Here is a 25,489-nt window from a genome sequence, read left to right as displayed (position 1 = left end):
CTTTTTAAATGCTTTCATAACTTCCTCCTTTATCTTGATACAAATAGTTTAGCTTATTTCAGATATCTATGTTATAACTTTCTCTGAAATATTCATTTTTTCTGCTGAAATGCTTAGAATAGAAAATCTGCTTTCAGTTAAGAATTGCTTTAAATTCCCTAATCGATTTGTTCACATTCTATTTTAATCTACCAGAATTTCAGCCACTAAGTCTATTCTATTCATCTATAGATATTTATATAAACTTAAAAGCCCGATGTTTCCATCAGGCTTCTTTTTTATCCATGTACACGTTTCATATAGTCTTGATAACTTTCGGTATCCATGAGTTGTTTAGCGTTCTTAACGCGGTCTGCTGTTGGTGGTTTAACTCCTTCAAGTGAATATGGGATTCCCAATTCACGCCACTTGAACTCACCCATGGTGTGATAAGGTAGAATTTCAAACTTATCAACATTTTTGAGGGTCTTGACGAACTTACCAAGTTCAATCAAGTCATCATCTCTATCTGTCAATCCTGGAACTAGCACGTGGCGAATCCAGACAGGTTTTCCAATATCTGATAGATACTGGGCACAAGCCAAGATATTTTTATTGGTTTGGCTAGTAACAATCTTGTGCTGTTCTTCATTGATTTCCTTGATATCCAAGAGAACCAAGTCAGTGACAGCCATGAGTTTGTCAAACTTTTCAAGGTAACGTGGTTTATTACGGAAAGGAAGGGCACAGGTATCCAAGGTACAGTGGATTCCTTGTTCCTTGGCCTTAGTGAAGAGGGCAATCAGGAAATCAATCTGCAAGAGGGCTTCTCCTCCACTGACTGTAATCCCACCCTTATTTCCCCAGAAACCGCGGTAGCGCAAGGCCTCTGTCAAGACATCATCTACCGTCCGTTCACGTGATTTATTGGACTCCATAGCCCAAGTATCCGGGTTATGACAATACTGGCAACGCATGTGACAGCCCTGCAAAAAGACAATAAAGCGAATACCAGGCCCATCTACTGACCCAAAGCTTTCTGTCGAATGCACCATTCCTGTCACTTGTCCATAATCAATTGTTTCTTCAGACATATCGTTACCTTCCTTGAAAACGTTTTATAGTTTTATTATATCACGACTTGAAGGAAAAACAAGATTTTTGCCTATTTTTTAGAAAGCAATCTGTTTTTCAATTTCATTTTCAATTACTTATCATTTTATTCTTCAAAATCAAAGCCATACAAGGTTGCAAAATAGTCCTCAGGGCGCTCTGCACGGCGGATTTGACGGGCTTTACTTTCTTCAGTATAAAGGATTTCCGCAGAACGAAGTTTGGCGTTGTACTGGTAGCCCATTGAAAATCCGTGGGCACCTGTATCATGAATGACCAGCAAATCACCGATTTCTGTATGAGGCAGTTCGCGATTCACTGCAAATTTATCATTGTTTTCACAAAGTGAACCGACCACATCTACTACTTCAGCTAGTCCTTCTGGATGAGTCACGTTAGTAATATGATGGTAAGCTCCGTACATAGCTGGACGCATGAGATTGACTGCTGATGCATCCACACCTAGATAGGTACGGTAAGTTTTCTTCTTATGAGTGACTCTTGTGACCAAAGCACCGTGAGGTGCCAACATAAAACGACCCAATTCGGTGAAAATCTTAACCTGACCAAGACCTGCTGGCGTAAGAACTTCTTCATAAACCTTACGAACCCCCTCACCAATCAAGGCAATATCATTTGGCTCCTGATCAGGACGATAATTGACACCAATACCGCCAGAAAGATTGATAAAGTCTAGCGAAATGCCCAACTTTTCCTTGATTTCAACAGCCAATTCAAAGAGCTGACGCGCCAACTCTGGATAATAGAGATGGGTCACAGTATTAGACGCTAGAAAGGAGTGAATCCCAAAAGTCTTAGCTCCTTTTTCCTCCAAGATAGCAAAGGCTTCAAAGAGTTGGTCCTTGGTCATGCCAAACTTAGCCTCTCCAGGATTGTCCATAATATCTGTTCCTAGCTCAAAAACGCCTCCAGGATTGTAACGACATGAGATAATTTCTGGAATGCCTGCTGCACGCTCCAGATGTTCAATATCTTCAAAAGCATCCAAGTTAATGGTCGCACCCAATTCACGTGCATAGGCATATTCCTTGTCTGGCGTGTTGTTTGAAGAGAACATAATCTCAGAACCAGGGAAATTCAGTTTATGACTCATCAAAAGTTCTACATAACTAGAGCAATCCACTCCACAACCTTCCTCTTGAAGAATTTTCAAGATAGCTGGGGTTGGAGTAGCCTTAACTGCAAAATATTCCTTAAAGCCCTTGTTCCACGAAAATGCTTTGTTGACGGCTCTTGCCTTCTCACGAATCCCCTTCTCATCATACAAGTGAAAGGGAGTCGGGAACTCGGCAATAATATCTTCTAAGTCTTCTTTATTGATAAATGGTGTTTTCATATGTTTCCTTCTATTCTATTTGCAAAGAAAGGCTGGGACAATCGTTCCAACCTTTAGTTCTATCTCTTATTTATCTTCGTCAAAGATATTACCAACCTCAACATCGATGGCTTGGTTCTTGACATCAATATTGGTTACCTTCAAGAGTGACTTGTAGTCAAACTGCTTTTCACGTTCTTCTTGGGCATTGTCCGCGAAGACCGCTACACCTGCCAATTCTGAATCGAACTCACGCAAGAGGCTAATCATCCCGTTGACCGTTCCGCCGCCTTTCAAGAAGTCATCCACAATCAAGACACGGCTGCCTGCCTTGAGACTACGTTTTGAAAGGAACATTTTCTCGATACGGTCACCACTTGAACCTGATACATAATTGACGCTAACAGTTGAACCTTCGGTAATTTTCAGGTCACGGCGCACAATGACAAAGGGAACATTGAGGACATTGGCAACTGCATTTGCAAGCGGAACACCCTTAGTCGCTACGGTCATAACCGCGTCAATTTTTTGATCCATAAAGCTCTTGGCAATAATGCGACCAATATTTTTCAAGATAGCTGGTGTGCTAAGCAAATCAGACAGGTAGATATAACCACCTGGCAAGATACGGTCACTTTCTGACAACTTGGCACGCAAGTCCTCAACCATTTCCTTGGCATCATGGCTTGAGATTGATGGTGTGAAAATGACACCACCACCAGCACCAGTTACTGTCTGGATATGACCGATTTCAATTTCCTCAAAGGCTCGTTTGATAATGACGATATCCTCTGAGATGGATGATTTAGCAGACTCATACTTTTCAGCAAAAGTATTGAGACTAGTTAGTTTATAAGGATGATTAATCAAATAGTTGGAAATGACAACCATCCGATCACTTCTTCTTAATTTCATTTCTATTTCCTACTTCATTTAATTTTGATATTTTATCTATTATACCATATTCACATAAAAAAACGAACATTCTTATCCTAAAAAATGCTCATTTTTCTTAAATTATTAATCTAAATCTGGTTTATAGAAGGAACGATTGTCCATAGCGAAGATTTTATTGGTCATCTCTCCTTTATCCACCAAAGCCAGAGCTGTTGACATCATCATCATGCTGGCATCCAGATTGTCAATCATATGGATAATCTCTGCTTCCATAATGCGTGGACGGACTGGGCTTCCATACTCAAGTAAGCCGTGGTGACTAAGGATGACGTGACGAAGCAGAACGACTTCTTCCTTGGTATCATCGATACCGAGTTCCATCACTGTCTTAGTAATTTCGCTATCAATTAGAGCAATATGCCCAAGAAGATTGCCTCGCACTGTGTACTCGGTCTGGTCTGGTCCCGTCAACTCGATAACTTTAGCCAAGTCATGTAGCATAATACCCGCATAGAGCAGACTCTTATTAAGTTGAGGATAGATTTCGCTAATGGCATCTGCTAAACGCACCATGGTCGCCGTATGATAGGCCAAACCCGTTTCAAAGGCATGATGGTTGGTCTTGGCAGCTGGATAGGAGTAAAATTCCTTATCATACTTGGTGTAGAGCTTTCGGACAATCCGTTGCCAAACAGGATTTTCAATTTTAAAAATCATTTGCGACATATAGTCACGGATTTCCTTGACATCAACTGGTGACTTGACCTTGAAATCAGCTGGGTCATTTGGTTCGCCAGGTTGAGGCAAGCGTAGGGTGATTTGATTGACCTGTGGAGTGTTGTTATAAACTTCTCGGCGCCCTTTCATGTGAACAACCTTACCTGCTGTAAAGGCCTCAACGTTATGAGGTTGGGCATCCCAGAGTTTTCCTTCAATCTCGCCACTATCATCTTGGAAGGTAAAGGCTAGGTAGTTTTTCCCAGCTCGAGTTTGCCTCAGGTCAGCTGACTTGATTAGGTAAAAGCCTTCAAATAGCTCATCTTTTTTCATGTGACTAATCTTCATATTCTTCCTCATTTTCTTGGAAATGGAGTAGATCAAGCGCAGGCTCACCTTCTGATAACTCAATGTGACGGAGCGTCCGCTCGATAGCTGTAGTGCGACGGTTTAATAATTCATCTATATTGCCAGTTGCATGTTGGAGATGCTTTTGTGCCTTGACCAGAATACCACCAAACTTGCCAAACTCAGTCTTGACGCTGGCAAGCGTTTTGCTGATATGATCGGCACTCTTTTGGATATTAAGAGTCTTGAAGCCAACCGATAGGGAGTTGAGCAGGGCTGACAGAGTACTTGGTCCTGCAACGATAATCTGCTCCTCCCGCCTCAAATCATCAAAGAAGACCGGATTGCGGACGATTTCTGAGTAGAGACCTTCTGTCGGAACAAACAAGATTCCAAAATTGGTTGTCCGAGGCGGTGCTATGTACTTGCTCTTGATATCCTTGGCAAAGCGCTTGACGCTTGCTAGGAGTGACTTACGACAGCGTTCAATCTCATCCTTGTCACCTGTATCATAGGCTTCTTCCAAGCGGTAATAATCTGCCAGTGGAAACTTAGAGTCAATTGGCAGATAGACGTATTCTTGGTCGCCTTGTCCGGGTAACTTGATGGCATACTCCACTCGCTCACTAGAGTTTTCAACCGTTGCGTATTCTCGTTCGTACTGGGCAGGTGTCATGATGTCTTCAATAATTTGCCCCAGTTGCAATTCTCCCAGAATCCCTCGCGTTTTGGTTCCAGAGAGAACCTTGTTGAGGGCGCCGACATCACGGGCAACTGTCTGCATTTCTCCAAGGCCACGATTGACAGACTCCAGTTGCTTGGAAACTGTCTCAAAGGAAGCCTGCAAGCGCGTCTGCAAGGTCTTTTCCAACTTTTCCTCGACTGTCTGGCGCATTTGTTCCAAACGTTGCTCATTTGATTCCTGCAAGGCTTGGAGACGTTGGTCGGTCTTATCTCTGGTTTGGAGGAGATTATCTGTCATTTCTTGACGAACTTGAGTTAAGCCTTGGTGCAACTCGATTCGCACTTCTTGCAAACGGTCGCTGACAGCCACTTCCAAATCTTTTTGATCTAACTGGCTGGCTTGTCTGGCTTGTTCAAAGCGATAATCCAACTGGTCTGACAAATGATCTGCCTGATCCTCCAAGCTCTTGGCTAGATGTTTTTCCTGCTTATCCTGCCTTTGCCAAATCAAAAAGAGTCCAGCTAGGTTGGCAATCAATAATAGAACAAGTAAACTTTCCATCCTACCTCCTGTCCTTACTATGCAGCACAACCACATAGCCATCTGGGCAAGTCACCGACACTTCCCTATCTATATATTCGTTAGAAGCGTACACTTTTTTAAAGAAAAAATTTTCCTCTGTCAACTCATACTTGGCTCCGAGAATGGTCAGCTGGCTATCCCAAACTGGCATAAAGGCTAGATAGTCATAGTCTGAACGGGGTTCAAGCTGACTGGTCCCTTCTGGACAATAGGCAATCAAGTTTTGCCCATCCTCAATCGCTATCTGGCGCATATAGGGTGCTAATTTGGGATTACTAGGCAAAAAGACATTAGCCAACATGTGATCAATACGGCCACCCAAAGCACCGAAAATAGTGACCTGAGCCTGAGGATTTTTCTCAAAGATAGTCAAGAGAGCCAATTCCAAATCGGTATCATCCTTTTCTGGTCGGGCTTGGACAAAATGCTGAGCACGTTTTTGAATCACCTGTCGCTCTTCTGCAGTGACAGAATCAAAATCTCCAACTGCTAGAGTAAGAGGCAAATCTTCTTCCAAAACCCAGAGCGAGCCTCGATCCACACCAACAAAACCATCAAAGTCCGTCCGATAATGACCACGGTCTCCACCTGCAAAAACGGCAACCCTAGTCCAGTTGTTTTCTGAGAGTTTGTACTCGCTCATTGACATCTCCCTTAAAGACATAGGAACCTGCTACAAAAACGGTCGCACCAGCTTCTTTGGCTTGGGCAATAGTTTGGTCATCAATCCCGCCATCGACTTCGATTTCAAAGTTCAAGCCTTTTTCCTGACGAAGGGCAACCAACTCACGGACCTTATCCATGGTTTCTGGCAGAAAGGCTTGTCCACCGAAGCCAGGGTTAACTGTCATAACTAAAACTTGGTCAACTAGGTGAAGCACGTGCTTAATCGCCTCAACAGGCGTACCAGGATTGATAACGACTGAAGGCTTAACTCCGAGTGAACGAATTTTTTGGAGGGCACCATGAATATGGGGCGTTGCTTCCACATGGATGCTGATGATATCGGCACCTGCACGTGCAAAGTCTTCTAAATGATGCTCTGGATTAGCTACCATCAAGTGGCAATCGAAAACCATCTTGCTATGAGGGCGAAGAGCTTCGACCACACCTGCACCAAAACTGATTTGTGGTACAAAGTGACCATCCATGATATCGATATGGGCATACTCTGCCCCAGTTGCTTCTAGGCGTTTGATTTCACGTTCAAAGTTGGCATAATCTGCTGCCAGAATTGACGGAGCAATCTTGTATTGAGACATAGGTTTCTCCTTATTTTGGAATTTTTTTGCTGACTTTTTTATAGGTTTCTCTGCGATTTTCAATTTCACTGAGAAATTGCAGATAGTTGTCAAAACGGAAGGTTGTAATGGCGCCCTCTTCTACTGCCGGCTTTACTGCACAGGACGGCTCGTGGGTATGGGTACAAGTACGAAACTTACAGTCTCGGCTGACACTGTCAATCTCTGGAAAGGCCTGATTGAGATCTTCTGCTGTTGACACTTCATAATCCAGAGATGAAAAACCTGGTGTATCTGCGATTTTACCCCCATTAAGGTTGTAAAAACTAACAGCTCGAGTGGTATGGCGCCCGCGTCCCAGACTGTCTGAGATTTCTCCTGTTTCAAGATTGAGGGCCGGTGCGATTTTATTGAGAAGGGTTGATTTTCCAACACCTGTCTGCCCCATAAAGACTGTAACCTTGCCTGTTAACAAAGGCAGGAGTTCCTCTTTACTGGTCACAAAGTCATAGCCGATGTCACCATAAGTCTGTTCATAAAAATCCAGTTCTCCCCCGTCTTCCAACAAGTCCATTTTAGAAATATAAACGATGGGATGGATGTCCTTGTGTTCCAAAAGAATCAAGAAGCGATCCAGTAAATTGCTATTAAAATCAGGTTCCTTGACAGACATGATCACCACTGCTTGGTCAATATTGACAATAGGCGGACGGACTAGACTGTTTTTACGTTCATGAATTTTGAGGATATAGCCTTCTGAATTTTCCTCGGCAGAAAAGTCGACCCAATCCCCAACGTAAGGGGTATGACCTTTTTTACGGAAATTTCCACGCGCTCGTGTCTGATAGACCTGGCCATCACTCTCTACATAGTAGAAGCCTGCCAAGGCTTTAATGATTTGTCCCTGCATCTTAGAGTCCTTGCCCTTTAAGTGCGTCTGCTAGGCTAGCAAACTCTGCCAAGCTGAGAGCTTCCCCACGTACACTTGGTGACAAACCTGCTTGGTCCAAGGCCTTGGTCAGCTTATCCTTGACTTCCTCAGTCTTGCCAAAGTAACCTGTCAAGTTATTCCACAAGGTCTTGCGGCGATGGGTAAAACTAGCCTTGGAAACCTTAAAGAAGAAGTTCTCATCTTCTACTGCTACGGCTGGTTCTGGACGACGCACCATTTTTAAAATAGCAGAGTCCACGTTTGGCGCTGGCACAAATACCGTACGAGGCACGATGAAGGCAACCTTGGCAGTCATGTAATACTGCACAGCGATTGACAAACTGCCATATGCCTTGGTATTTGGTTGAGCGGAAATGCGGTCAGCTACCTCTTTTTGCATCATGACCACAAACTCACTAAAAGGAATCCCACTCTCGATCAAGTGCATGAGAATAGGCGTCGTGATGTAATAAGGCAAGTTAGCTACTACCTTGATTGGCAGGTCAGGATTTTCAAAATTCTGGATATGTTGCGCCAAATCAACTTTAAGAATGTCCTCGTTGACCACGGTCACATTATCAAAATCACGCAAGGTATCTGCCAAAATCGGCACCAAACGGTGGTCAATCTCAAAGGCCATGACCTCTGCTGCACTCTCAGCCAAAAACTCCGTCAAGGCACCAATCCCTGGCCCGATTTCGATAACATTAACCTGGTCATCAATCTCAGCCGTATCCACGATTTTTTGAAGGATATTGGTATCCGTCAAGAAATTTTGCCCGAAGGACTTTTTAAAGGTAAAACCGTGACGCTCCAGCACTGCCTTGGTCACACTATAATCTGCAATTCTCATCTATTCTCTTTTCTATTATCTGTTACTACTATTGTAACACATTCCCCTTGTATTTTGGGGGCTACTTAACTATTCTCATAAGATTTCATAGCTTCTTCCACTTCTGCCAAGGTAACCCCAAACAACTCTAAGCGTTTGAGGAGTTGCTTGCCGTTGGAATAGCCGATTCGGAGAGTCTCTCCTAGATATTCTCGTCGCTTACGGCTGTCTGCCCCTGCTAGAAAACCAAGGCGAATCAAGTCGCTACGACTGATGTCAAACTGACTCTCATGTTCAAATTGTTCTGTCACCTGAGCTAGAGCCATTTTCAAATCTTCATAGCTGGCATGCTCAATTCCCAGAGAACGCCCCTTAGTTTTGGACTTAGGGACAGCTTCATCTCGTTTGAGGAAGGCATGCTGAACTGTTGGAATGGCCGTCATAATCATACGACGAATCCGCTCCCCATTAAAATCTGGGTCTGTAAAGACAATGACTCCATGACGTTGGTGCAGGCGCTGAATCCGCTCTAGATCCTGGTCATTGATAGCAGAACCTCGTGTCTCATAGGTCTCTACATCGAAATAACGTTTAAGATTGGCCGTATCATCGCGACCTTCAACCACGATAACTTGGGAAATTTTCTCTTTCATTACTTGCTGTCCAATCCAAAAATACGCTCTGCATTTGCAGTCGTTGCTGCCGCTAGCTCTTCTGCCGTCATCCCACGCAAGTCGGCGATAAAGTCCACTACATAGCGAGTGTAGGCTGTTTTATTTTCACGACCACGCTTGGGTACAGGTGCTAAGTAGGGAGCATCTGTTTCCACCAACATCTTGTCCAAAGGTAACTCTTTAGCTGCTTCTTGGATGTCAGTTGCCTTCTTAAAAGTCACCACTCCTGAGAAGGAAATAGTCATGCCAAGCGCGACAAACTTCTCTGCCCACTCAAGCGTCCCTGAAAATGAGTGCATAATCCCACCACGAGGACCAACGCCCTCACTTTTGATAATCTCATAGGTGTCTTCCAGCGCATCACGAGTATGGACAACAAAAGGCAAATCCAAGTCCTTAGATAGCTGAATCTGACGGCGAAAAACCTGCTCCTGCACCTCTTTGGGCGCTGTCATCCAATGATAATCCAAACCAATCTCACCCAAGGCAACCACCTTAGGATGCTTGAGCTTATCAAGCAAGTAGTCTTCAATTTCCTCTGTGTAAGTCCCTGCTTCTGTCGGATGCCAACCAATAGTTGCGTAGAGTTGGTCATACTCATCTACCAGCTCCAAAGCACGCTCAATCGTCGGTTGATCAAAACCAACAATATTCATCTGTGTCACACCCATCTCAGCAGCCAAGGCAATTTCTTCTGCCTCACGACCCGCAAATTCTTCTACATTCAAGTGTGTATGTGTATCAAAAATCATCTCTTCTAACCTCGTTTTCTATCTTCTATTATACCAAAAAAGAGGAGGGGCACCCAATTTTTCGGTTTCCCTCCTCTCTTCCATAGAGAGCTATTTTGCTAGCTTTTCTATCCGATATTGCCCATCTCCTATTCCACAGTTAGAGACAGAAGAGACTGGTTACATTGATAGAATATCCCTATTCAGCTAAAGTGTGTGATTATCTTGGGTTCTCACTTCTCTCACCCATCACTAGGATTGATGACTTCTCCAAATCCCCCTTATAATCTCACTTTAAGTAGAGAATAGAATTTTCTAGCTGTCCTATTTTCTACGTCTAGCCTTTCTTCCTAGCAAAGCAAAACCACTGGTTGCCGCCACTAGACCAAGACTAGCAAGTGCTGCACTTGATGCTGAACCTGTGTTAGGTAATTGTTTGCCAGCAGGTGACTGGTAGGTAACATCTTGCATTGTTCCTGCAGTTGCTTGCGGTGCACTTGTTGCCTGAGGTGCAGTGGCATTAGGAGCCACCGGTTTCTTAGGAACTGTAACACTAGCAATTGCTTGCAAGCCAATCGTTTCTGCTTCCTTCACATCTTCTACAGTTTTGGCAGTTTCAATCGCTTTGAGAGCTGATTCTTTTTCTGCTTCCACTTTTGCTAAAAGTTCTGCTTGTTCTTTATCAGAAAGCGATGCATCTTTGATTTCATCTTGCTTGTCCTTGGCAGCTTTTTCAATGGCATTTTTAGCTGATTCTTTTGCATTTGCTAATGCTTCAGCATTTGCTTGTGCATCAGATGATGAATGAATGTCGTCTCCATAACTATATCCTGAATATGGTTGTGGATTAACCGCCTTAATCTTTCCTACCACTTTCTCAACGATTTTTTCAACTTCTTCTACTGTAGTTCCCTTGCGAACATCTTCAATAGCTTTCGCTTTTAATTCTTCGATTGTCTTAATCGCTTCTGCTTTTTGTGATGATGTTAAGCCTTTATTATTGTTAATTGCATTAATTTGATCTTTAGCAGCTTGTTCGATTTCTGCGATTGCTTTCGCTTTTTCTTCGTCTAGTTCGTCTAGCTTAGAAGTATCAACTGGTTTAACATCTTCTGCAGGATTATTAGCTTCTGGATTGAAGTTCTGAATGTTTTCAGCAGCGGCATCTCCAATTGCTTTAGCTGTTCCAGAACTTGTAGCATTATCGATTTGTGTATTAGCGTCATCTTTTGCTTTATTCACTTTATCGGTTGCTGCTTTCTTTTCATCGTCTGATAAATCCGTACGCTTATTGATTTCATCATTCTTAGCATTAGCCGCTTCTTCTACATGTTTTTTAGCTTCTTCTTTCGCTTCAGCAAGGTTGTTGCCTGGATTAGCATTTTCTAATGATTCTACTACTACAACTGGGACTTTTACAGTTACTTTGCTTCCATCTGCTAAAGTGATTTCAACTTCGGCTTCTTTATTTCCAGTTTCAGTTGTAGATGGTTTTTTTATACTATTAACAACCATATCTTCTGTTAGAACTAACTGCTTTTTAATATCTTCGTCAGTTAAAGGTTGTCCTTTTTCAACAGTAACTACACCTGCTACAAGAGCATTTTGAACTGATAACTCTGGTAAGTCAAAAACTAGATCTTCACCTTTTAAAGTTACGGCTGGATCGGTATTCTCGTCGGTAGGAGTAGTGTCTGTTTTTGCTTTCACCACATCTCCGGAGTCCAATTTTCCAATCGGTGTTGTAACACTACCATCATCGTCTACCGTTACTTGTTCTCGAGTTACCGTTGGATTTCCATTAGCATCTTTATTAGCTTCTACAATAGCTGTTTTAACTTTTTCTTTTTCAGGATCTGTTAATTTTTTCGGATTAACAACTTCAACTGGTTTTGCAGGTTTTTTCAACGCTTGAGTCACTACATCGCCTGCTGGTAAGTTTCCATTATTATCCGTTGTAACATTCCCTGTGGCTTCTACATGTACATCAGCTGGAGTTAAATTCGAATCTTTGTTTGCTTCAGAAACAGCTTTCTGAACTTCTTTTTGTTCGTCAGTCGTTAAGTGATTTGGATCCGTAACTGTAACTGGTGTGGTTGGTTTATTCAATGCTGGAACAATTACATCCTTTGGTGATAAATAACCTTTAGGAGATGTTACATTCCCCTTGTCATCAACTGTAATATCATCGTCTGATAGATTTGGATTAGCGTTTTTAACAGCAGCTTTAACAGCATCTTTCTCAGGCTTTGTTAACTGATTGAGATCTTTTACCTTCACTTTTTCTTGTGGTGCATTTAATTTTTTAGATTTGTCTTTGATATCTGTTGGAGTATGAACACCAGCAATTGCTTGTTTACCAGCTGTTGTTGCCTTTGCTATATCTTCTGCTGTAGTTTTGCTATCGATGATGGCTTCTTGCTCTCTCTTAACTTTGTCAACTTTTGGTTTTAAAGCAACTTTTTCTGACTCAGTTAAACCGTTATCTGCATCAATTTCTTTCTTTTCTGCTTCGGCAGCTTCTGTTAGGTTAGCTTTTGCTTTGTCTTTAACTTTACCAATATCTACTGTATGAACAGCTTCAATATCATTTTTACCTTTTTTAGTTGCAGCCGTTACTTCATCTGGTGTAGTAGCACCTTCAACAGCTTTTTCTGCTGTTTCTTTGACTTTATCAACATCTTTTTTCTTTTGAACTTTTGTATCTGGATCCAAGGTCAAATCTGATTCGATTTCTTTCTTTTCGGCTTCCGCTGCTGTTTCTAATTCTTTTTTCGCTTCAGCTTTCTTCTTATCTAACTCTGATTGATGAACAGCTTTAATTGCTTGTTCTCCTTTTTGTTTAGCACCTTCGATATCTTTGACAGTAGTCTTTGCATCGATGTTGTCTATTGCATCATTTTTAGCTTTATCCACTTTGTCATTTAATTCTTTTTTGTCTGAATCGCTTAAAGAATTATCTGCTTTAATATCTTCTTTTTCTTTCTCAGCAGCTTTTTCTAACTCTGCTTTAGCTTTGTCTTTGAGTTTCTTAATATCTGTATGAACTTTTTCGATTGCCTCAACACCTTTATTAGTTTCGGCTGTTACTGTAGCTGGTGTAGTAGCACCCTCAACAGCTTTTTCTGCTTTTTCTTTTTCACTCTGAACCTTGCCTAGTTTCGTTGTTTTCTCATCTTCTGACAAAGTATCATCACCATTGATTTCAGCAATTTCTTTTTCGGCAGCTTCTTTCAATTTTTCTTTAGCATCATTTTTAGCTTTTTCTAATACTTTTTCTTCTTCTGTTTTAGCCTCTACAGTCTTATCTGCTTCAAGTTTATTTGTTGATTTATCTGGATATGTTACTGTAACATTTCCTTTTTCATCTACAGTTACTTTAATATTAGTATTTGTTTTTAAGCTTGGATTTGCGTCTTTAACTGCATTTTCTACTGCTGTTTTTTCTTCCTTAGACAGATTATTCACATCATTTACTTTTACCTTTTTCGGTTCTGTTAATGGTGATTTCGCTGCTTCAGATTGAACCACTTCTATTTGAATGTCTTTTGAAACATTTTCGTGTGTAACTGTTACTGGTACATATTTTTTACCCGATTCTTCTACTATCGGTTTACAGATTACTGTTGCGCCGTTTGGAATGCCTGTAATCTTAGCCTTGATTAGTTTTTGGTCCTCTGTTGAAACCACTGTTCCAGCGTTTGGCTCTACAGAAATAGGTACAGCGTTATCATCTACTTTGCCTAAAGTAAATTCTGCTTCTTTACCATTCAAGCCTGCTTTAGCTTCTACTAAAGTTTCTAATGCTTTATTTACTTGATCCTGTGTAGCATCAGTTTTATCTAATATTTTTTTAGCTTCTACTAATGCATTATCATACGCTTGTTTCTTTGTGTTATCTTTTTCATTGGTATAAGCTGGTAAATTTTTAACTGTATTCCCTTTATCATATTCTGCTTTTAATACGTCTTTATCTACTGGAATGGTTACTTTTTCACCCGGTTTTAATTCATTAATCGCTGTTTCTAGTGCAGTAAATAAATTACCAACAGTTGAGCTAGTTTCATCAGCACCGTTTTCTTTATCTAATACACTTTCTGCATTTCCTAACGCTGTATCAAATGCCTGTCGTTTCGTAGAATCTGCTGATGTATATTTTTCTGCTGGAGTACCGTCTTTTGGTTTGATTTTACGCGCTTCAGTAGCTAAATCTTGCAATTGTTTCATTTTACTATTTAATTGTGTAGCTTGTGAAACATAATCTTCTATATCAGCTTTAGATGCACTGTTTTCTACTAAATCTTTAAACGATTGTTTTTGCTTATTATTTAAGTATTGTAGGTTATCTATATCTGATATAGCTTTTTTACGTTCACCTGCTAATTTTGCAAAGTTGACGATAGATTCCATTTCTTCAACACTAGGTGCACTATCGATTGCATTATTGTACCCTGTTTTCTCATCTTCAGTTAAACCTGGAATAGCTGCGATCTCATCCTTATATTGCTGACGAACTTTATCTGCTTCTTCTTTTCTGCGTTTTGCTAAAGCATCAGCTGCTTCTTTTTGAGCTGTTTCTACTATATTAAGAATAGTTCCTCCTTTACTTGCAGGACCTACTTCAGTTGCAGTTGTTATCTGATTTGTATATCCAAACTTCTTAGCTGGTGATAAATCTTCATCTGGAATATTGTTAATAGTTTCAGTTGCTTTTTCTTTAGCTTTTTGTAGATTTTTAGATTCAAGTGCAGTAACAATACTATTTAAACGTGCTTTCGTATCCTCACGACTCTTGTCAGTATCTGTTTTATCAGCAGTTGCAGCACTATCGACATCAGCATCTCCTTGTTTAATTGTTGCAGAATTGATTTTCTTAATCGCTTCTTCTTTTTCTTCTTTTGTTAAATAACCAAGTGCATTAATCTTATCATTAGCTACTTTTTTCATTTCAGCTAGTTCAACAGCATTTTCAGTAGCTTTATCTGTCGCCTTTTTCACAACTGCTTCAATCTCAGCACGAGTAGATTTAGTTTCTATTTCTCTTTTATAAGAGTCTTTCTCCCCTGGATATAGATTATCTAACGAATCAATTACAGCACTTGCTTCATTTCGTGCAGCGGTAAGGTCAAATGTAGGTTTTGCTTTTTGTTTGAATAGGTCTTCTTTAGGAATAAATCCTAGCGTTTCAGTTGGTCTTTGTCGATGTATTGATATATAATTCTCTGGATGGAGTATAAATGTAGCTTTTTGTCCACCTGTCAATTTAAAATTAACTCCTGGCTTAAGGTCTGCATTACTTAAAGCATTTTCTGATTTATAATTGGTATACCCCGTTGAAGTTAAATTTGCTTTCAAAAAACTGTCTAACGCATTATCTTTGTCTGTCTTAGTAATATTATTAATATCCACTTCTACAGGATTAGTATAATATTTAATACCTTGTCCAGTATCATCTTGTAAATGTTCTGAAGGTGTCACTGGTTTTGGATCTTCTGGTTTCTTATAAACTAACTTAGAACCTTCAATCGTATCAGTAGTATTATCTTTATAAGTGATTGTCGCTGTTCCAGTCGCTTTATCAATCACAATTGAGTTTTTACCATCTTTCAAATTATCTTTAAAAGCATTATTAGTGGTTAAAAGATTACTGTTGTTATCCTGATTGACAGTCCAAATTTTATCCTTAATAGCATTTACTTCTTCATCTGTAAGATTCGTTGGATTTGTAACTGCTGTACGTTCTGGTACTTTTGGTTCAAAAGCTTCATTTAGTTTATACAAGACTGGAAGCTTGATGGTTTCAACACGAGCGTGTTGTAGTGCATTAGATGGTTGATACACCCCCATCCCAATCGTTAGTTCTTTCGTATTTTCAGGGTCTTTTACTCTGGTAGTGTAAGTAACTGTTACAGTACCAGCAGCTCTACCCTCCCAATCAACATAGATACTCTGACTCTTAGCACGAAGATCTTTCATGATGTCTTGCGTAGGCATGGTCCCGTTATCATACCAGCGATCATTATTGAGACCCAATACTTTATTAAAGTCTGCATCTATACTCTCTCTAGGCCATTTTCCTAACCTTTCCCCAGTGGTGTTATTATTTTTCTTCCACGTAGTTGCATTTGTCCCTTGTACAAAACGTGAATTGGTCCCCCAACTACCCCAATTACTAAACTCCTTAGATCCATTTTTGTTGTTTAACGTAAATTCATTTGCTCCCCCTAATTCCTGAACCGCTTCTGGCACAGTGAACCAATACATCGGACGTCCACCCAAAAACACCGAAGGTTGACCATCCTGATTTGGTTTATTAAAAGTCAGAGTAACAGTAATAACTGGATTTTCTTTTGTGTACTTAGAAGTATCTACCTCCATTTGATAAACATTATAAATACTTGTTGAAGTTCCTCGAAGCCCCTGTACATCTTCCCCATGTGCATAAACCGTAGTCTGACCACTAGCAGATGTCGTGGTTATTCCATTCGCCTTAACTATTTGGGACGACGGAGCAAGCACAGTAATAGCTCCAATCAAGCATGACGCCGCTCCAATGCTAAATTTACGGATAGAAAACTTCTCCAAACGGTTCCACATTTTCGGCGACTGCTTTTTAGCTTTCGTATACTTCATTATTTCATCTTTCTCCATTCATTTTTTTCTAAAAGATATGATTGTTTTATAAAAATATTCTTATAATAAATCAATCTTTTATATTGATGTACAAGTCCTATTTTACTATAAATCCCCCCCCCCCGTCAATTTTAACCTTTAAAATTAGTAGGAATTTTTGTTATATTACAATATATTGAATTTTTATAAACTTATTGATTGAAAACACTCCTCATACTTGTCCTTTATTTCCTACCAAAATCTACTTTTTATATCTACTCTTTTGTATCTTTTAAACATAATAAAAGCCAGTAGACTCGAGTTCCTACTGACTTTTGTTCTAATTCGTTTGGATTATGCAGCCAAAACTTTGCGTCCTTTACGACGACGAGCTGCCAATACGCGACGACCGTTTTTAGTTGACATACGGTTACGGAATCCGTGTTTGCGCGCACGACGAAGTTTACTTGGTTGATAAGTACGTTTCACGATGAATACCTCCTCATAGATTTTGTATTCGTTTAGCCGGCTATAAAGTGATCAGTTACTAAACATACTTTACTATTCTATCTGATTCTTTCACTTTTGTCAATAGCTCAAGGCAAATGTTTGCTGAGAACCTAGAAGATTTTTCAGATTTTTTATTTAACGTAGACAATCCCCAACTTCCCAAAGGCCACATCTCCACGGATAATCAAGGTTTTGCTGGTTGGGGCTAGAGGAGTATCTGCCTTGGCTACGCCACAGAAAGTTTCTACCTTCAAATCCACTCGCCAATGTTGGGGAACATAAATAACTGCACTTCCGAAACCAACTTCCACCTTCAAGGTTGCGCTATCTCCTAAAATCTCTGCATTGTCATAATATATCTTGGCATTGCCAAAACCAACTTCTACTTGGTCTTCTACCAACTCTTGGTTTTGCTTGTAGAAAGTCCCTGTACCAAAAGCAACTTCCTTATCTGTTAGAATGGTCTTTTTACCATCATACCACCATTTTTTCCCGTTCCAAGTTCTGTTAGAATGAGTAAGTGCGCTGACACCCATTACGATTAAAATACTAGCCCAGAACAATGACTGATTTGGGATAGGCAAAATGTTATAAAAATGATTTGCAATCATTAAGGCTACTAGAGCGGTAAAAACTGCTGATGTCAGGTGACGACGAAGCAAAGATTCAACTGACTGATAGGCAAAAAAGACGATACCAAGTAAAGGCCATATTTTACCATCCAAAGAAGGAATGCCAAAATTTCCTTGCAACAAAATCCAGGCCGCTAAAACCAATAAAACAATACCAAATGCTTTCTTTTTCATGTTCTTACCTCATATTTCTTAGATTTTCTTTTAGGAGGGATTGGTAATGTCGTGAGACATGAACCTCCTTATGAGTCTGATAAAAGGAAATGGTGCCCGTTCCTGAAAAGGACTTGTCCACCGAGTAAACCTGACGGATATTTGCAATAGTCGACTTGGATACCCGACTAAAATAACGAGGCAGGATAGACTCTAACTCATAGAGTTTAAGTCGAACCTCGTAGGCATCTTTCTGGGTATGGGCGTAAATCTTGTTTCCCTCTGTTTCAAAGAAAAGAATTTCCGACAAGTCCAGATAATATTCACCCGTCCCCTTGTAAAAAATCAACCTAGGAGACTTGGATTCTTGCAAGAGGCGCTGTAAATCCGCAATCTCATCTGTCAAAGCCGCTGCCTTGATGACAATTTCAGTTTCCTCTAAATTGCTGTCAATTTCGATTCGTAACTTCATTCCATCTCCTTTCTGACTCTACTATATCAAAGCTAAAATAAGAAAACAAGAGCAAAAAAGCAAGTGGTTACTTTAGACCCGTAAGTGGTTGTTGGACCGCCTTAACTTACAGGTCAAAATAGAAAGAAAATCACACCCCACGCAAGACCACAAATATAACCAACTACTACATCCTTGGGAAAATGCACTCCACCCAAGACTCTCACTAGACCGAGGAGGGTTGAAAAAACCAACAAGATAACCCCTACAGATAAACTAGCATGTAAGCAAGCCATGGAGATAATGGTTGCTGAAAAGACATGACGACTGGGCATAGACTGACCAGGACTATCTCTGTCAAGCAAGGGTTTAATATCCCATTCCTCATAAGGCCTAGGGGCATTGATTTTCTTACGGAGAAGGGATAAAATCACAAAACCTGATGCAGGGATAAACAAATAGATTCCGGCCTGTTTTCCAAGTCCTTGTTGGAGATAGGTAGTGGCTAACAAGGTTAGATAAATCATAGGCATAACTACTGTCATAAACCGATTGAAAGATCTTAACAAGCTCAGAAGAAAGGGCTTATTCCCAATGTTACTAGCAACGTGGCCATACCATTCTTGATAATTTTTCATATATTTTCTCATCGCTTACTCAAATTTTGCTTACAGGGAAGCACTTGTCTTCTAGTATAGTGCAGAAAAAGAAGGCCGTCAAGCCTTCTTTTGGTTTATTCTTCTGCTTCATCTTCTGTAAACTGACTGTTGTAGAGGTCAGCGTAGAAACCAGCTTGCGCCATCAGCTCATCATGATTTCCTTGCTCGATGATATTTCCATCTTTCATAACAAGAATCAGATCAGCATTTCGGATAGTAGACAAGCGGTGGGCGATGACAAAGGAAGTCCTTCCCTCCATCAAACGGTCCATGGCTTTCTGGATCAATTCCTCTGTACGGGTATCAACAGAAGAAGTCGCCTCATCTAGGATTAGGAGTGGTGCATCTTTCAGCAAAGCACGAGCAATGGTCAAGAGTTGTTTTTGTCCGACAGACAAGGTCACTGTGTCGTCCAAGACGGTATCGTAACCATCTGGCAGCGTCATGATAAAGTGGTGAATCCCTACAGCCTTGCTGGCTTCAATCACGCGCTCATCACTAATACCCTCTTGGTTATAGATAAGATTGTCGCGAATGGTTCCTTCAAAGAGCCAAGTATCCTGCAAGACCATTGAAAAGGCATCGTGTACTTCCGAACGCTTCATCTCCTTGGTATCCACGCCATCGATGCGGATACTTCCTTTATCAATCTCATAAAACTTCATCAAAAGATTGACAATGGTTGTCTTCCCAGCTCCGGTCGGTCCGACAATGGCAACCTTTTGACCTGCATGAGCGGTCGCAGAAAAGTCATGAATAATGGTTCGCTCTGGTGTATAACCAAAGGAGACTCGATCAAAGACTACTTGACCTTTCATATCGCTCAATTGTCTTTCTTTATGGGATTCGTCTTCCATTTCCTCTTCAGCTAGGAATTCGAAGACACGTCCCATGGCCGCACTAGCCTGCTGCAAACTAGTAATCCCTTGGGCAATTTGTGAAAGAGGCTGAGAAAAAATACGAACGTAGGCCATAAAGGCAACGATAATACCGATACTGATGTGCCCATTTAAGGCCAAGGCTGCACCAACGATAATCACCAAGGCATAGCTAAAGTTCCCAATAAACATCATAATCGGCATCATAATCCCTGAAATAAACTGAGATTTCCAGATACTGTCATGCAGACGATGGTTTAATATCGCAAACTCTTCTTTCGTACTCTCGATGGCATTGTAACTGGTCACCACATTATGGCCAGAGTACATTTCCTCCACATAGCCATTGACAGCTGCCAAATCTTGTTGCTGACTCTTAAAGAAGCCCTGGGATTTGCCCATAAAGACAGACACGAAAGCAAAACCGATAAGAGTTGACACAACCGTCACCAAGGCTAAAATCCAGTTCATCCCAAACATGGTTACCAAGACTGCCACGACCAGTAAAGTGGATGAAAGAACTGTTCCCAGACTTTGATTAAGGGACTGGGCTGCAGTGTCAACGTCATTGGTTACACGAGACAAAGTATCCCCCTGAGAGTGTCCATCAAAATATCCCAATGGTAGGCTATTGATTTTCTCTGCAATAGCTCTTCTCAAACGCTCTGAAAAACGTTGAATAGCTGTTGTAAACAGAAAGGCCTGCAAATAATTTGATAGAAGTCCGATCACATAAATGACGGCCAAAAAACCACCAATGGCTGCAACCGTCGCGACATCTACACTTGTTTCCAGACCACTGGCAATAATATTAGTCATTTCCTTGATGCGGGTTGGACCATATACAGTAATGATATTGGATACGATTGTTGCTAGAAAGGCTAGCAGAAGGGCAAACTGGAGGCCTGCAAGATAGGGTTTACTCTGTTTCCAGAGAGACATTTTCTTATTTTCCATGTTCCAATTCCTCCTTCGATAGTTGTGAATAGGCAATTTCTTGGTAAACTTCGTTATTAGCTAGAAGTTCCTTGTGGGTGCCTTGCCCCACGACTTTCCCTTGATCCAAGACCAAAATCAAATCTGCATCCATAATCGTTGAAATACGCTGTGCAACAATGAGCTTGGTCATAGACTTAGTTTTCTCTGCTAGCTCTTGGCGTAGGACTCGATCTGTCTTGTAATCTAAGGCTGAGAAGGAGTCATCAAAGATGAGGATTTCTGGTTTCCGAGCCAAGGCACGCGCAATGGCCAGACGCTGTCTTTGACCACCTGAGAAGTTGGTTCCTCCTTGGGCCACTTCTGACTCTAAGCCCGCTTCCTTGTCTTCGATAAAGTTCTTAGACTGGGCCAATTCCAGAGCTTGCCACATAGCCTGCTCACTAAGTGGTGTTTCTTGACTCTGTCCAAAGTCTAAATTGCCCTTGACATCACCTGAAAAGAGAACCGCTTTCTGAGGAATATAACCAACCTTGTTGCGCAAATCTTTCAAGTCATAGTCTTGAACATTGACACCATCCACCAGAATTTCTCCTTCTGACACATCGTAGAAACGTGGAATCAGATTGACCAGAGTTGATTTACCAGAACCTGTTGACCCAATAAAGGCCACTGTTTGACTAGCTTCTGCTCTAAAACTAACGTGCTCAATAACCGCTTCCGAATTTGCCGCATAGCGGAAGGTCACATCCTTAAATTCGACCTGGCCTTTGAGGTTTTCATCAGCCTGCTGCACTTGAGCAGGATTTTGGATAGACGAATGCAAATCTAGAACTTGATTAATCCGCTTAGCAGAGACCATGGTTCGGGGAAGAACGATGAAGAGTGCCCCCATGAGAAGGAAGCCCATGACAACCTGCATGGCATAGGACATGAAAACAACCATGTCACTAAAGAGAGGCAGACGGGCTGTCGGAGCAGCATCGTTGATTACATAGGCCCCAATCCAGTAAATCGCCACACTCAAACCACTTGAAATTCCCATCATGATGGGGTTTAAAATAGCCATAAGACGGTTGACAAACAAATTCAAACGTGTCAGCTCATCATTTGCTGCTGCAAATTTTTCATTTTGGTAATCTTCTGCATTGTAAGCACGAACAACACGAATACCTGTTAAACTTTCACGAGTGATACTGTTCAGTTTATCAGTCAGACTTTGAATCAAGGACTGTTTTGGAAAGGCTAACGTCATCAAAACAGTCGTCATTAAAACGTTGACAATCACTGCCACAAGTACGGCCCAGAGCCAGTATTCTGAATGACCTAAAATCTTCCCAATAGCCCAGATAGCCATAATCGGACCACGCGTAACTACTTGCAAGCCCATGGTAATCAACATCTGAACCTGAGTAATGTCATTGGTGGTACGAGTTAGGAGACTGGGAATAGAGAATTTCTTAATCTCTGTCTGCGAGTAATCCAAAACTCGGTTAAAAATATCACTTCTCAGCCTACTAGTATAAGAAGCCGCCACTCTGGACGCAAAAAATCCAACTGCAACTGCGGATAAGAAGGCAAGAAAGGACATTCCCACCATCATACCTGCTGGTTGCCATAACTCATCCAAGTTGGTAGCCTGAGTTCCTAGTAAATCCGTGATTTTAGAGATATAGGTCGGCACTTCCAACTCTAGATAAACTGAAAAGCAGGTAAAGAGAATGGCTAGTAAAATCATCCCCCATTCTTTTCCACTAATTCGTTTTGCTAATTTCTTCATTATCTCCTCCTATTCTCTTGATATTTTCCTGTAGTTGAGCCAGGACTTTCTCAAAAATCAGTAATTCGCCTTCATCTACATCTGCCAACAACTGCTTGTCTATGCGTTTAAAAAAGGCCTTAAATTCTTGCATTTGAGAACGCGATTTTTCCGTCAGACGAACAAACTTAGCCCGCTTATCGCTAGAGCTCGCCTCCAATTCTACCAGACCATTTTGCACCATACGCTTGACCAAGTTACTAGCAACAGATTTGCTAATATTGAGTTCTTGCTCAATATCTTTAATCAAGACCAAGTCTTGGTTTTCCTCACGGATATCCAAAAAACGTACAACCTGACCTTGCGGTCCACCCATAAATTCAATACCACAACGTTTGGCTTCCCTTTGTACCATCAGATGAATCTGATGACTAAAACGCTTAAAGACCAACATCGGTTTATCCATGATTGCTCCTTTCTAATCCTTGTATTTAGTTCTCCTAGGAACTAAATAAGTTTTCATGAGAACTATTTTATCACTTTGAAAAGAGATGTCAAGAAAAAGTTTCTATGAGAACTAATTTGTAGATAAAAAAACTCCCAAGTGATTTTTTCACTTAGGATTATGTTCTCTAGGTTAAATTAGAACCCATCTACGTTCGTATAAATCTTTTGTACGTCTTCGTCGTCCTCAAGAACGCTGTAAAGTTTTTCAAAGGTTTCAAGGTCATCCCCTGACAATTCTACTTCTGACTGAGGAATCATTTCCAATTCTGTCACTTGGAATTCTTGGATACCTGACTCACGAAGGGCAACGATAGCCTTGTGAAGGTCAGTTGGAGCTGTGTAAACTGTGATTGTACCTTCTTCTGCTTCTACATCATCCACATCCACATCTGCTTCTAGCAATTGCTCAAAGACTGCATCGGCATCTTCACCTGCAAATACAATAACACCCTTGTTATCGAAGAGGTATGAAACTGAACCTGAAGCGCCCATATTTCCGCCATTTTTACCAAAAGCTGCACGGACATTAGCCGCTGTACGGTTAACGTTTGAAGTCAAAGTATCCACGATCAGCATAGAACCATTTGGTCCAAAACCTTCGTAACGTCCTTCTGTAAAGGTTTCGTCTGTGTTTCCTTTAGCCTTGTCCAAAGCTTTATCGATAACGTGTTTTGGCACTTGAGCTTGTTTAGCACGGTCGATAACGAATTTCAAGGCTGAGTTTGATTCTGGATCTGGATCACCTTTTTTAGCTGCTACATAGATTTCTACACCAAACTTTGCATATACTTTAGAGTTAGCTCCATCTTTAGCCGTTTTCTTGGCTACGATATTGGCCCATTTACGTCCCATTAGGAATCTCCTTTTTCACATTTTAATCTTTCTTATTATAACACAAGTTTTTTCGATTTTCACTAGAGGAAATAGATTTTATTCAGTAAATCCAACTAGGATTGCACTTTGGTTACCAAGATTGCCTTGCCTTCTTTTATCAAGGGGTGACGGAACAGTGAGAAGTACAGTTGAATGGTCATGGCAACCCAGATTAGGGGTTCACAAAGGATAACTCCCTTATAGCCTGCCCAAGGGATAATCAAGACCACAAAAGCAATTTTCCCGATTAGTTCGATAAAGCTAGAAACCAGCGGAAGGACTTTTTGCCCCAAACCCTGCAAACAATTTCGATAAATCAACAAGAGACTCAAAATAGGATAAAAGGCTGAACTGATTTGCAGATAGAGACTTCCATTTTCTATCAAGTAGCTATCCGTCGAACTAGCCAAGAAGGAAACCAGGGCTGGACTGGCAAAAAAGAGGAAGATACAAACAAAAACTGCCCAGGATATACTTAAACGACTACCGATTCGAAGACCTTGAACAATGCGGTCTGGTCGCTTAGCCCCAAGATTCTGAGAGGCAAAGGTCGTCATTGATGCAGAAATAGCGGTCATGGGAAGAAGGGCGAAGGCCATAATGCGTCGAGCTGCCGTCTGGGCACTAATAATCACTGCACCAAAGGTATTAACAGAAGACTGTAAAATCACACTGCCGATGGACACAATTGAACTCATCAAGCCCATAGCCAAACCTTGCTCCAAAAGATCGGCGTATAAGGCCTTGTCCCATTTGAAATGCTTGAGCTGAGGGAGTAGCTCAGGCACACTCTTACGGATATAATAAAAGCAAAGAACCGCTGATAAGCCTTGCGAAATAATGGTAGCAAGTCCTGCCGATTGAACTCCCAGATGCAATTGCGTAATGAAATAGAGATCCAGAACCACATTAACCAAGGCAGAAAAAATCAAAAATCCAAGGGCAGCTAGACTGTCCCCAATAGACCGCAACAAGCCTGCAAAAAGATTATAAGCAAAGCTGACACCAACACAAGTCACAATCATAGAAATATATTGATAGGACTGGGGAAGAATTTCTGCAGGGGTATCTAGGTACTGTAAAAGAGGATACAAACCAAGAAAGCCCAGTAGCATCACTAGAATGCTCAAAAGAGCACCTAAAATCCAAGTTGCTGCTACTGCTTCCTTTATTTTAGTGAAATTCCGAGCCCCGTAATAACGGGCAATGACAATCCCCATGCCATTTCCAACACCAAGAGTAAATCCTACAATCAGGTCAAAAATCGCTGTCGTCGCCCCTACTGCAGCCAAGGAATCTTGGCCAAGAAATCGTCCAACAATCAAGACATCAGCAGTGTTATAGAGCTGTTGAAAAATATTTGACAGCAAGATTGGGAAGGCGAAGCTTAAGAGAGAGGGAAGAATCGGACCATGTATCAGGTCCACTGTTCGTTTTTTATTCATAAGGCTAT

General features: G+C 41.1%; 20 protein-coding genes and 2 pseudogenes. All 22 read right to left on the bottom strand.

The features are described from left to right. Window positions 1-278: 278 nt before the first annotated feature. The 22 genes and pseudogenes from pflA to PCY12_RS04850 all read right to left on the bottom strand — a co-directional run bounded on the left by pflA (window position 279) and on the right by PCY12_RS04850 (window position 25,481). A complete protein-coding gene (gene pflA, locus PCY12_RS04950; protein ID WP_001288289.1) occupies window positions 279-1,073 on the bottom strand; it encodes a pyruvate formate-lyase-activating protein in 795 nt (264 codons plus the stop codon). A 125-nt stretch (window positions 1,074-1,198) separates the two neighbouring features. Next, window positions 1,199-2,449 carry a diaminopimelate decarboxylase gene (locus PCY12_RS04945; RefSeq protein ID WP_301351866.1) on the bottom strand — a complete coding sequence of 417 codons (1,251 nt, stop codon included), beginning with the start codon at window positions 2,447-2,449 and terminating at the stop codon, window positions 1,199-1,201. Between the two features lie 66 nt (window positions 2,450-2,515). Further along, complete coding sequence (gene purR, locus PCY12_RS04940; protein ID WP_001825276.1) at window positions 2,516-3,343, bottom strand: pur operon repressor; 828 nt, start codon at window positions 3,341-3,343, stop codon at window positions 2,516-2,518. A 105-nt stretch (window positions 3,344-3,448) separates the two neighbouring features. Further along, complete coding sequence (locus PCY12_RS04935; protein WP_000703197.1) at window positions 3,449-4,390, bottom strand: 3'-5' exoribonuclease YhaM family protein; 942 nt, start codon at window positions 4,388-4,390, stop codon at window positions 3,449-3,451. Continuing rightward, window positions 4,380-5,636, bottom strand: a complete 1,257-nt coding sequence (rmuC, locus tag PCY12_RS04930) for a DNA recombination protein RmuC (RefSeq protein ID WP_301351864.1) — start codon at window positions 5,634-5,636, stop codon at window positions 4,380-4,382. Before rmuC ends, PCY12_RS04935 begins: the two co-directional genes overlap by 11 nt. Window position 5,637: 1 nt before the next feature. Continuing rightward, window positions 5,638-6,300 carry a thiamine diphosphokinase gene (locus PCY12_RS04925; protein ID WP_301351863.1) on the bottom strand — a complete coding sequence of 221 codons (663 nt, stop codon included), beginning with the start codon at window positions 6,298-6,300 and terminating at the stop codon, window positions 5,638-5,640. After that, a complete protein-coding gene (gene rpe / locus PCY12_RS04920) occupies window positions 6,263-6,919 on the bottom strand; it encodes a ribulose-phosphate 3-epimerase (protein WP_301351862.1) in 657 nt (218 codons plus the stop codon). Before rpe ends, PCY12_RS04925 begins: the two co-directional genes overlap by 38 nt. Before the next feature lie 10 nt (window positions 6,920-6,929). Beyond that, a complete protein-coding gene (gene rsgA / locus PCY12_RS04915) occupies window positions 6,930-7,808 on the bottom strand; it encodes a ribosome small subunit-dependent GTPase A (protein ID WP_301351861.1) in 879 nt (292 codons plus the stop codon). Window position 7,809: 1 nt separating this feature from the next. Beyond that, a complete protein-coding gene (rsmA, locus tag PCY12_RS04910) occupies window positions 7,810-8,682 on the bottom strand; it encodes a 16S rRNA (adenine(1518)-N(6)/adenine(1519)-N(6))-dimethyltransferase RsmA (protein ID WP_301351860.1) in 873 nt (290 codons plus the stop codon). Between the two features lie 65 nt (window positions 8,683-8,747). After that, window positions 8,748-9,314 (bottom strand): ribonuclease M5, encoded by a 567-nt coding sequence (gene rnmV / locus PCY12_RS04905; protein ID WP_301351859.1) that lies wholly within the window; start codon window positions 9,312-9,314, stop codon window positions 8,748-8,750. Next, a complete protein-coding gene (locus PCY12_RS04900) occupies window positions 9,314-10,087 on the bottom strand; it encodes a TatD family hydrolase (RefSeq protein ID WP_301351858.1) in 774 nt (257 codons plus the stop codon). The genes rnmV and PCY12_RS04900 overlap by 1 nt, the downstream gene beginning before the upstream one ends. Window positions 10,088-10,390: 303 nt before the next feature. Continuing rightward, window positions 10,391-10,852: pseudogene (locus tag PCY12_RS10315) on the bottom strand (DUF1542 domain-containing protein); the annotation flags it as partial. 63 nt (window positions 10,853-10,915) lie between these two features. Further along, a pseudogene (locus tag PCY12_RS04895) lies at window positions 10,916-16,663 on the bottom strand (DUF1542 domain-containing protein); the annotation flags it as partial. 369 nt (window positions 16,664-17,032) lie between these two features. Further along, window positions 17,033-17,167, bottom strand: coding sequence for a 50S ribosomal protein L34 (rpmH, locus tag PCY12_RS04890; RefSeq protein WP_000831905.1), 135 nt, complete (start codon window positions 17,165-17,167; stop codon window positions 17,033-17,035). Between the two features lie 152 nt (window positions 17,168-17,319). Next, entirely contained in the window at window positions 17,320-17,994 is a 675-nt protein-coding gene (locus tag PCY12_RS04885) for a hypothetical protein (protein ID WP_301351855.1), read from the bottom strand. 4 nt (window positions 17,995-17,998) lie between these two features. Next, window positions 17,999-18,445, bottom strand: coding sequence for a LytTR family DNA-binding domain-containing protein (locus tag PCY12_RS04880; protein WP_020901878.1), 447 nt, complete (start codon window positions 18,443-18,445; stop codon window positions 17,999-18,001). A 113-nt stretch (window positions 18,446-18,558) separates the two neighbouring features. Beyond that, the gene (locus PCY12_RS04875; RefSeq protein WP_301351854.1) at window positions 18,559-19,062 is read right to left on the bottom strand and encodes a phosphatase PAP2 family protein; all 504 of its coding nucleotides are present in this window, start codon (window positions 19,060-19,062) and stop codon (window positions 18,559-18,561) included. 95 nt (window positions 19,063-19,157) lie between these two features. After that, the gene (locus PCY12_RS04870) at window positions 19,158-20,918 is read right to left on the bottom strand and encodes an ABC transporter ATP-binding protein (RefSeq protein WP_301351852.1); all 1,761 of its coding nucleotides are present in this window, start codon (window positions 20,916-20,918) and stop codon (window positions 19,158-19,160) included. Beyond that, window positions 20,908-22,677, bottom strand: coding sequence for an ABC transporter ATP-binding protein (locus tag PCY12_RS04865; RefSeq protein ID WP_301351851.1), 1,770 nt, complete (start codon window positions 22,675-22,677; stop codon window positions 20,908-20,910). The genes PCY12_RS04870 and PCY12_RS04865 overlap by 11 nt, the downstream gene beginning before the upstream one ends. Continuing rightward, the gene (locus PCY12_RS04860) at window positions 22,652-23,122 is read right to left on the bottom strand and encodes a MarR family winged helix-turn-helix transcriptional regulator (protein ID WP_301351849.1); all 471 of its coding nucleotides are present in this window, start codon (window positions 23,120-23,122) and stop codon (window positions 22,652-22,654) included. Before PCY12_RS04860 ends, PCY12_RS04865 begins: the two co-directional genes overlap by 26 nt. A 176-nt stretch (window positions 23,123-23,298) precedes the next feature. Then, window positions 23,299-24,015 carry a YebC/PmpR family DNA-binding transcriptional regulator gene (locus tag PCY12_RS04855; protein ID WP_023940351.1) on the bottom strand — a complete coding sequence of 239 codons (717 nt, stop codon included), beginning with the start codon at window positions 24,013-24,015 and terminating at the stop codon, window positions 23,299-23,301. A 95-nt stretch (window positions 24,016-24,110) separates the two neighbouring features. Then, complete coding sequence (locus PCY12_RS04850) at window positions 24,111-25,481, bottom strand: MATE family efflux transporter (RefSeq protein WP_301351848.1); 1,371 nt, start codon at window positions 25,479-25,481, stop codon at window positions 24,111-24,113. Window positions 25,482-25,489 lie beyond the last annotated feature (8 nt).

This window comes from Streptococcus sp. SPS1 (assembly GCF_030439915.1).
Taxonomy (GTDB): Bacteria; Bacillota; Bacilli; order Lactobacillales; family Streptococcaceae; genus Streptococcus.
This window is presented reverse-complemented; position numbering and strand designations above follow the sequence as displayed.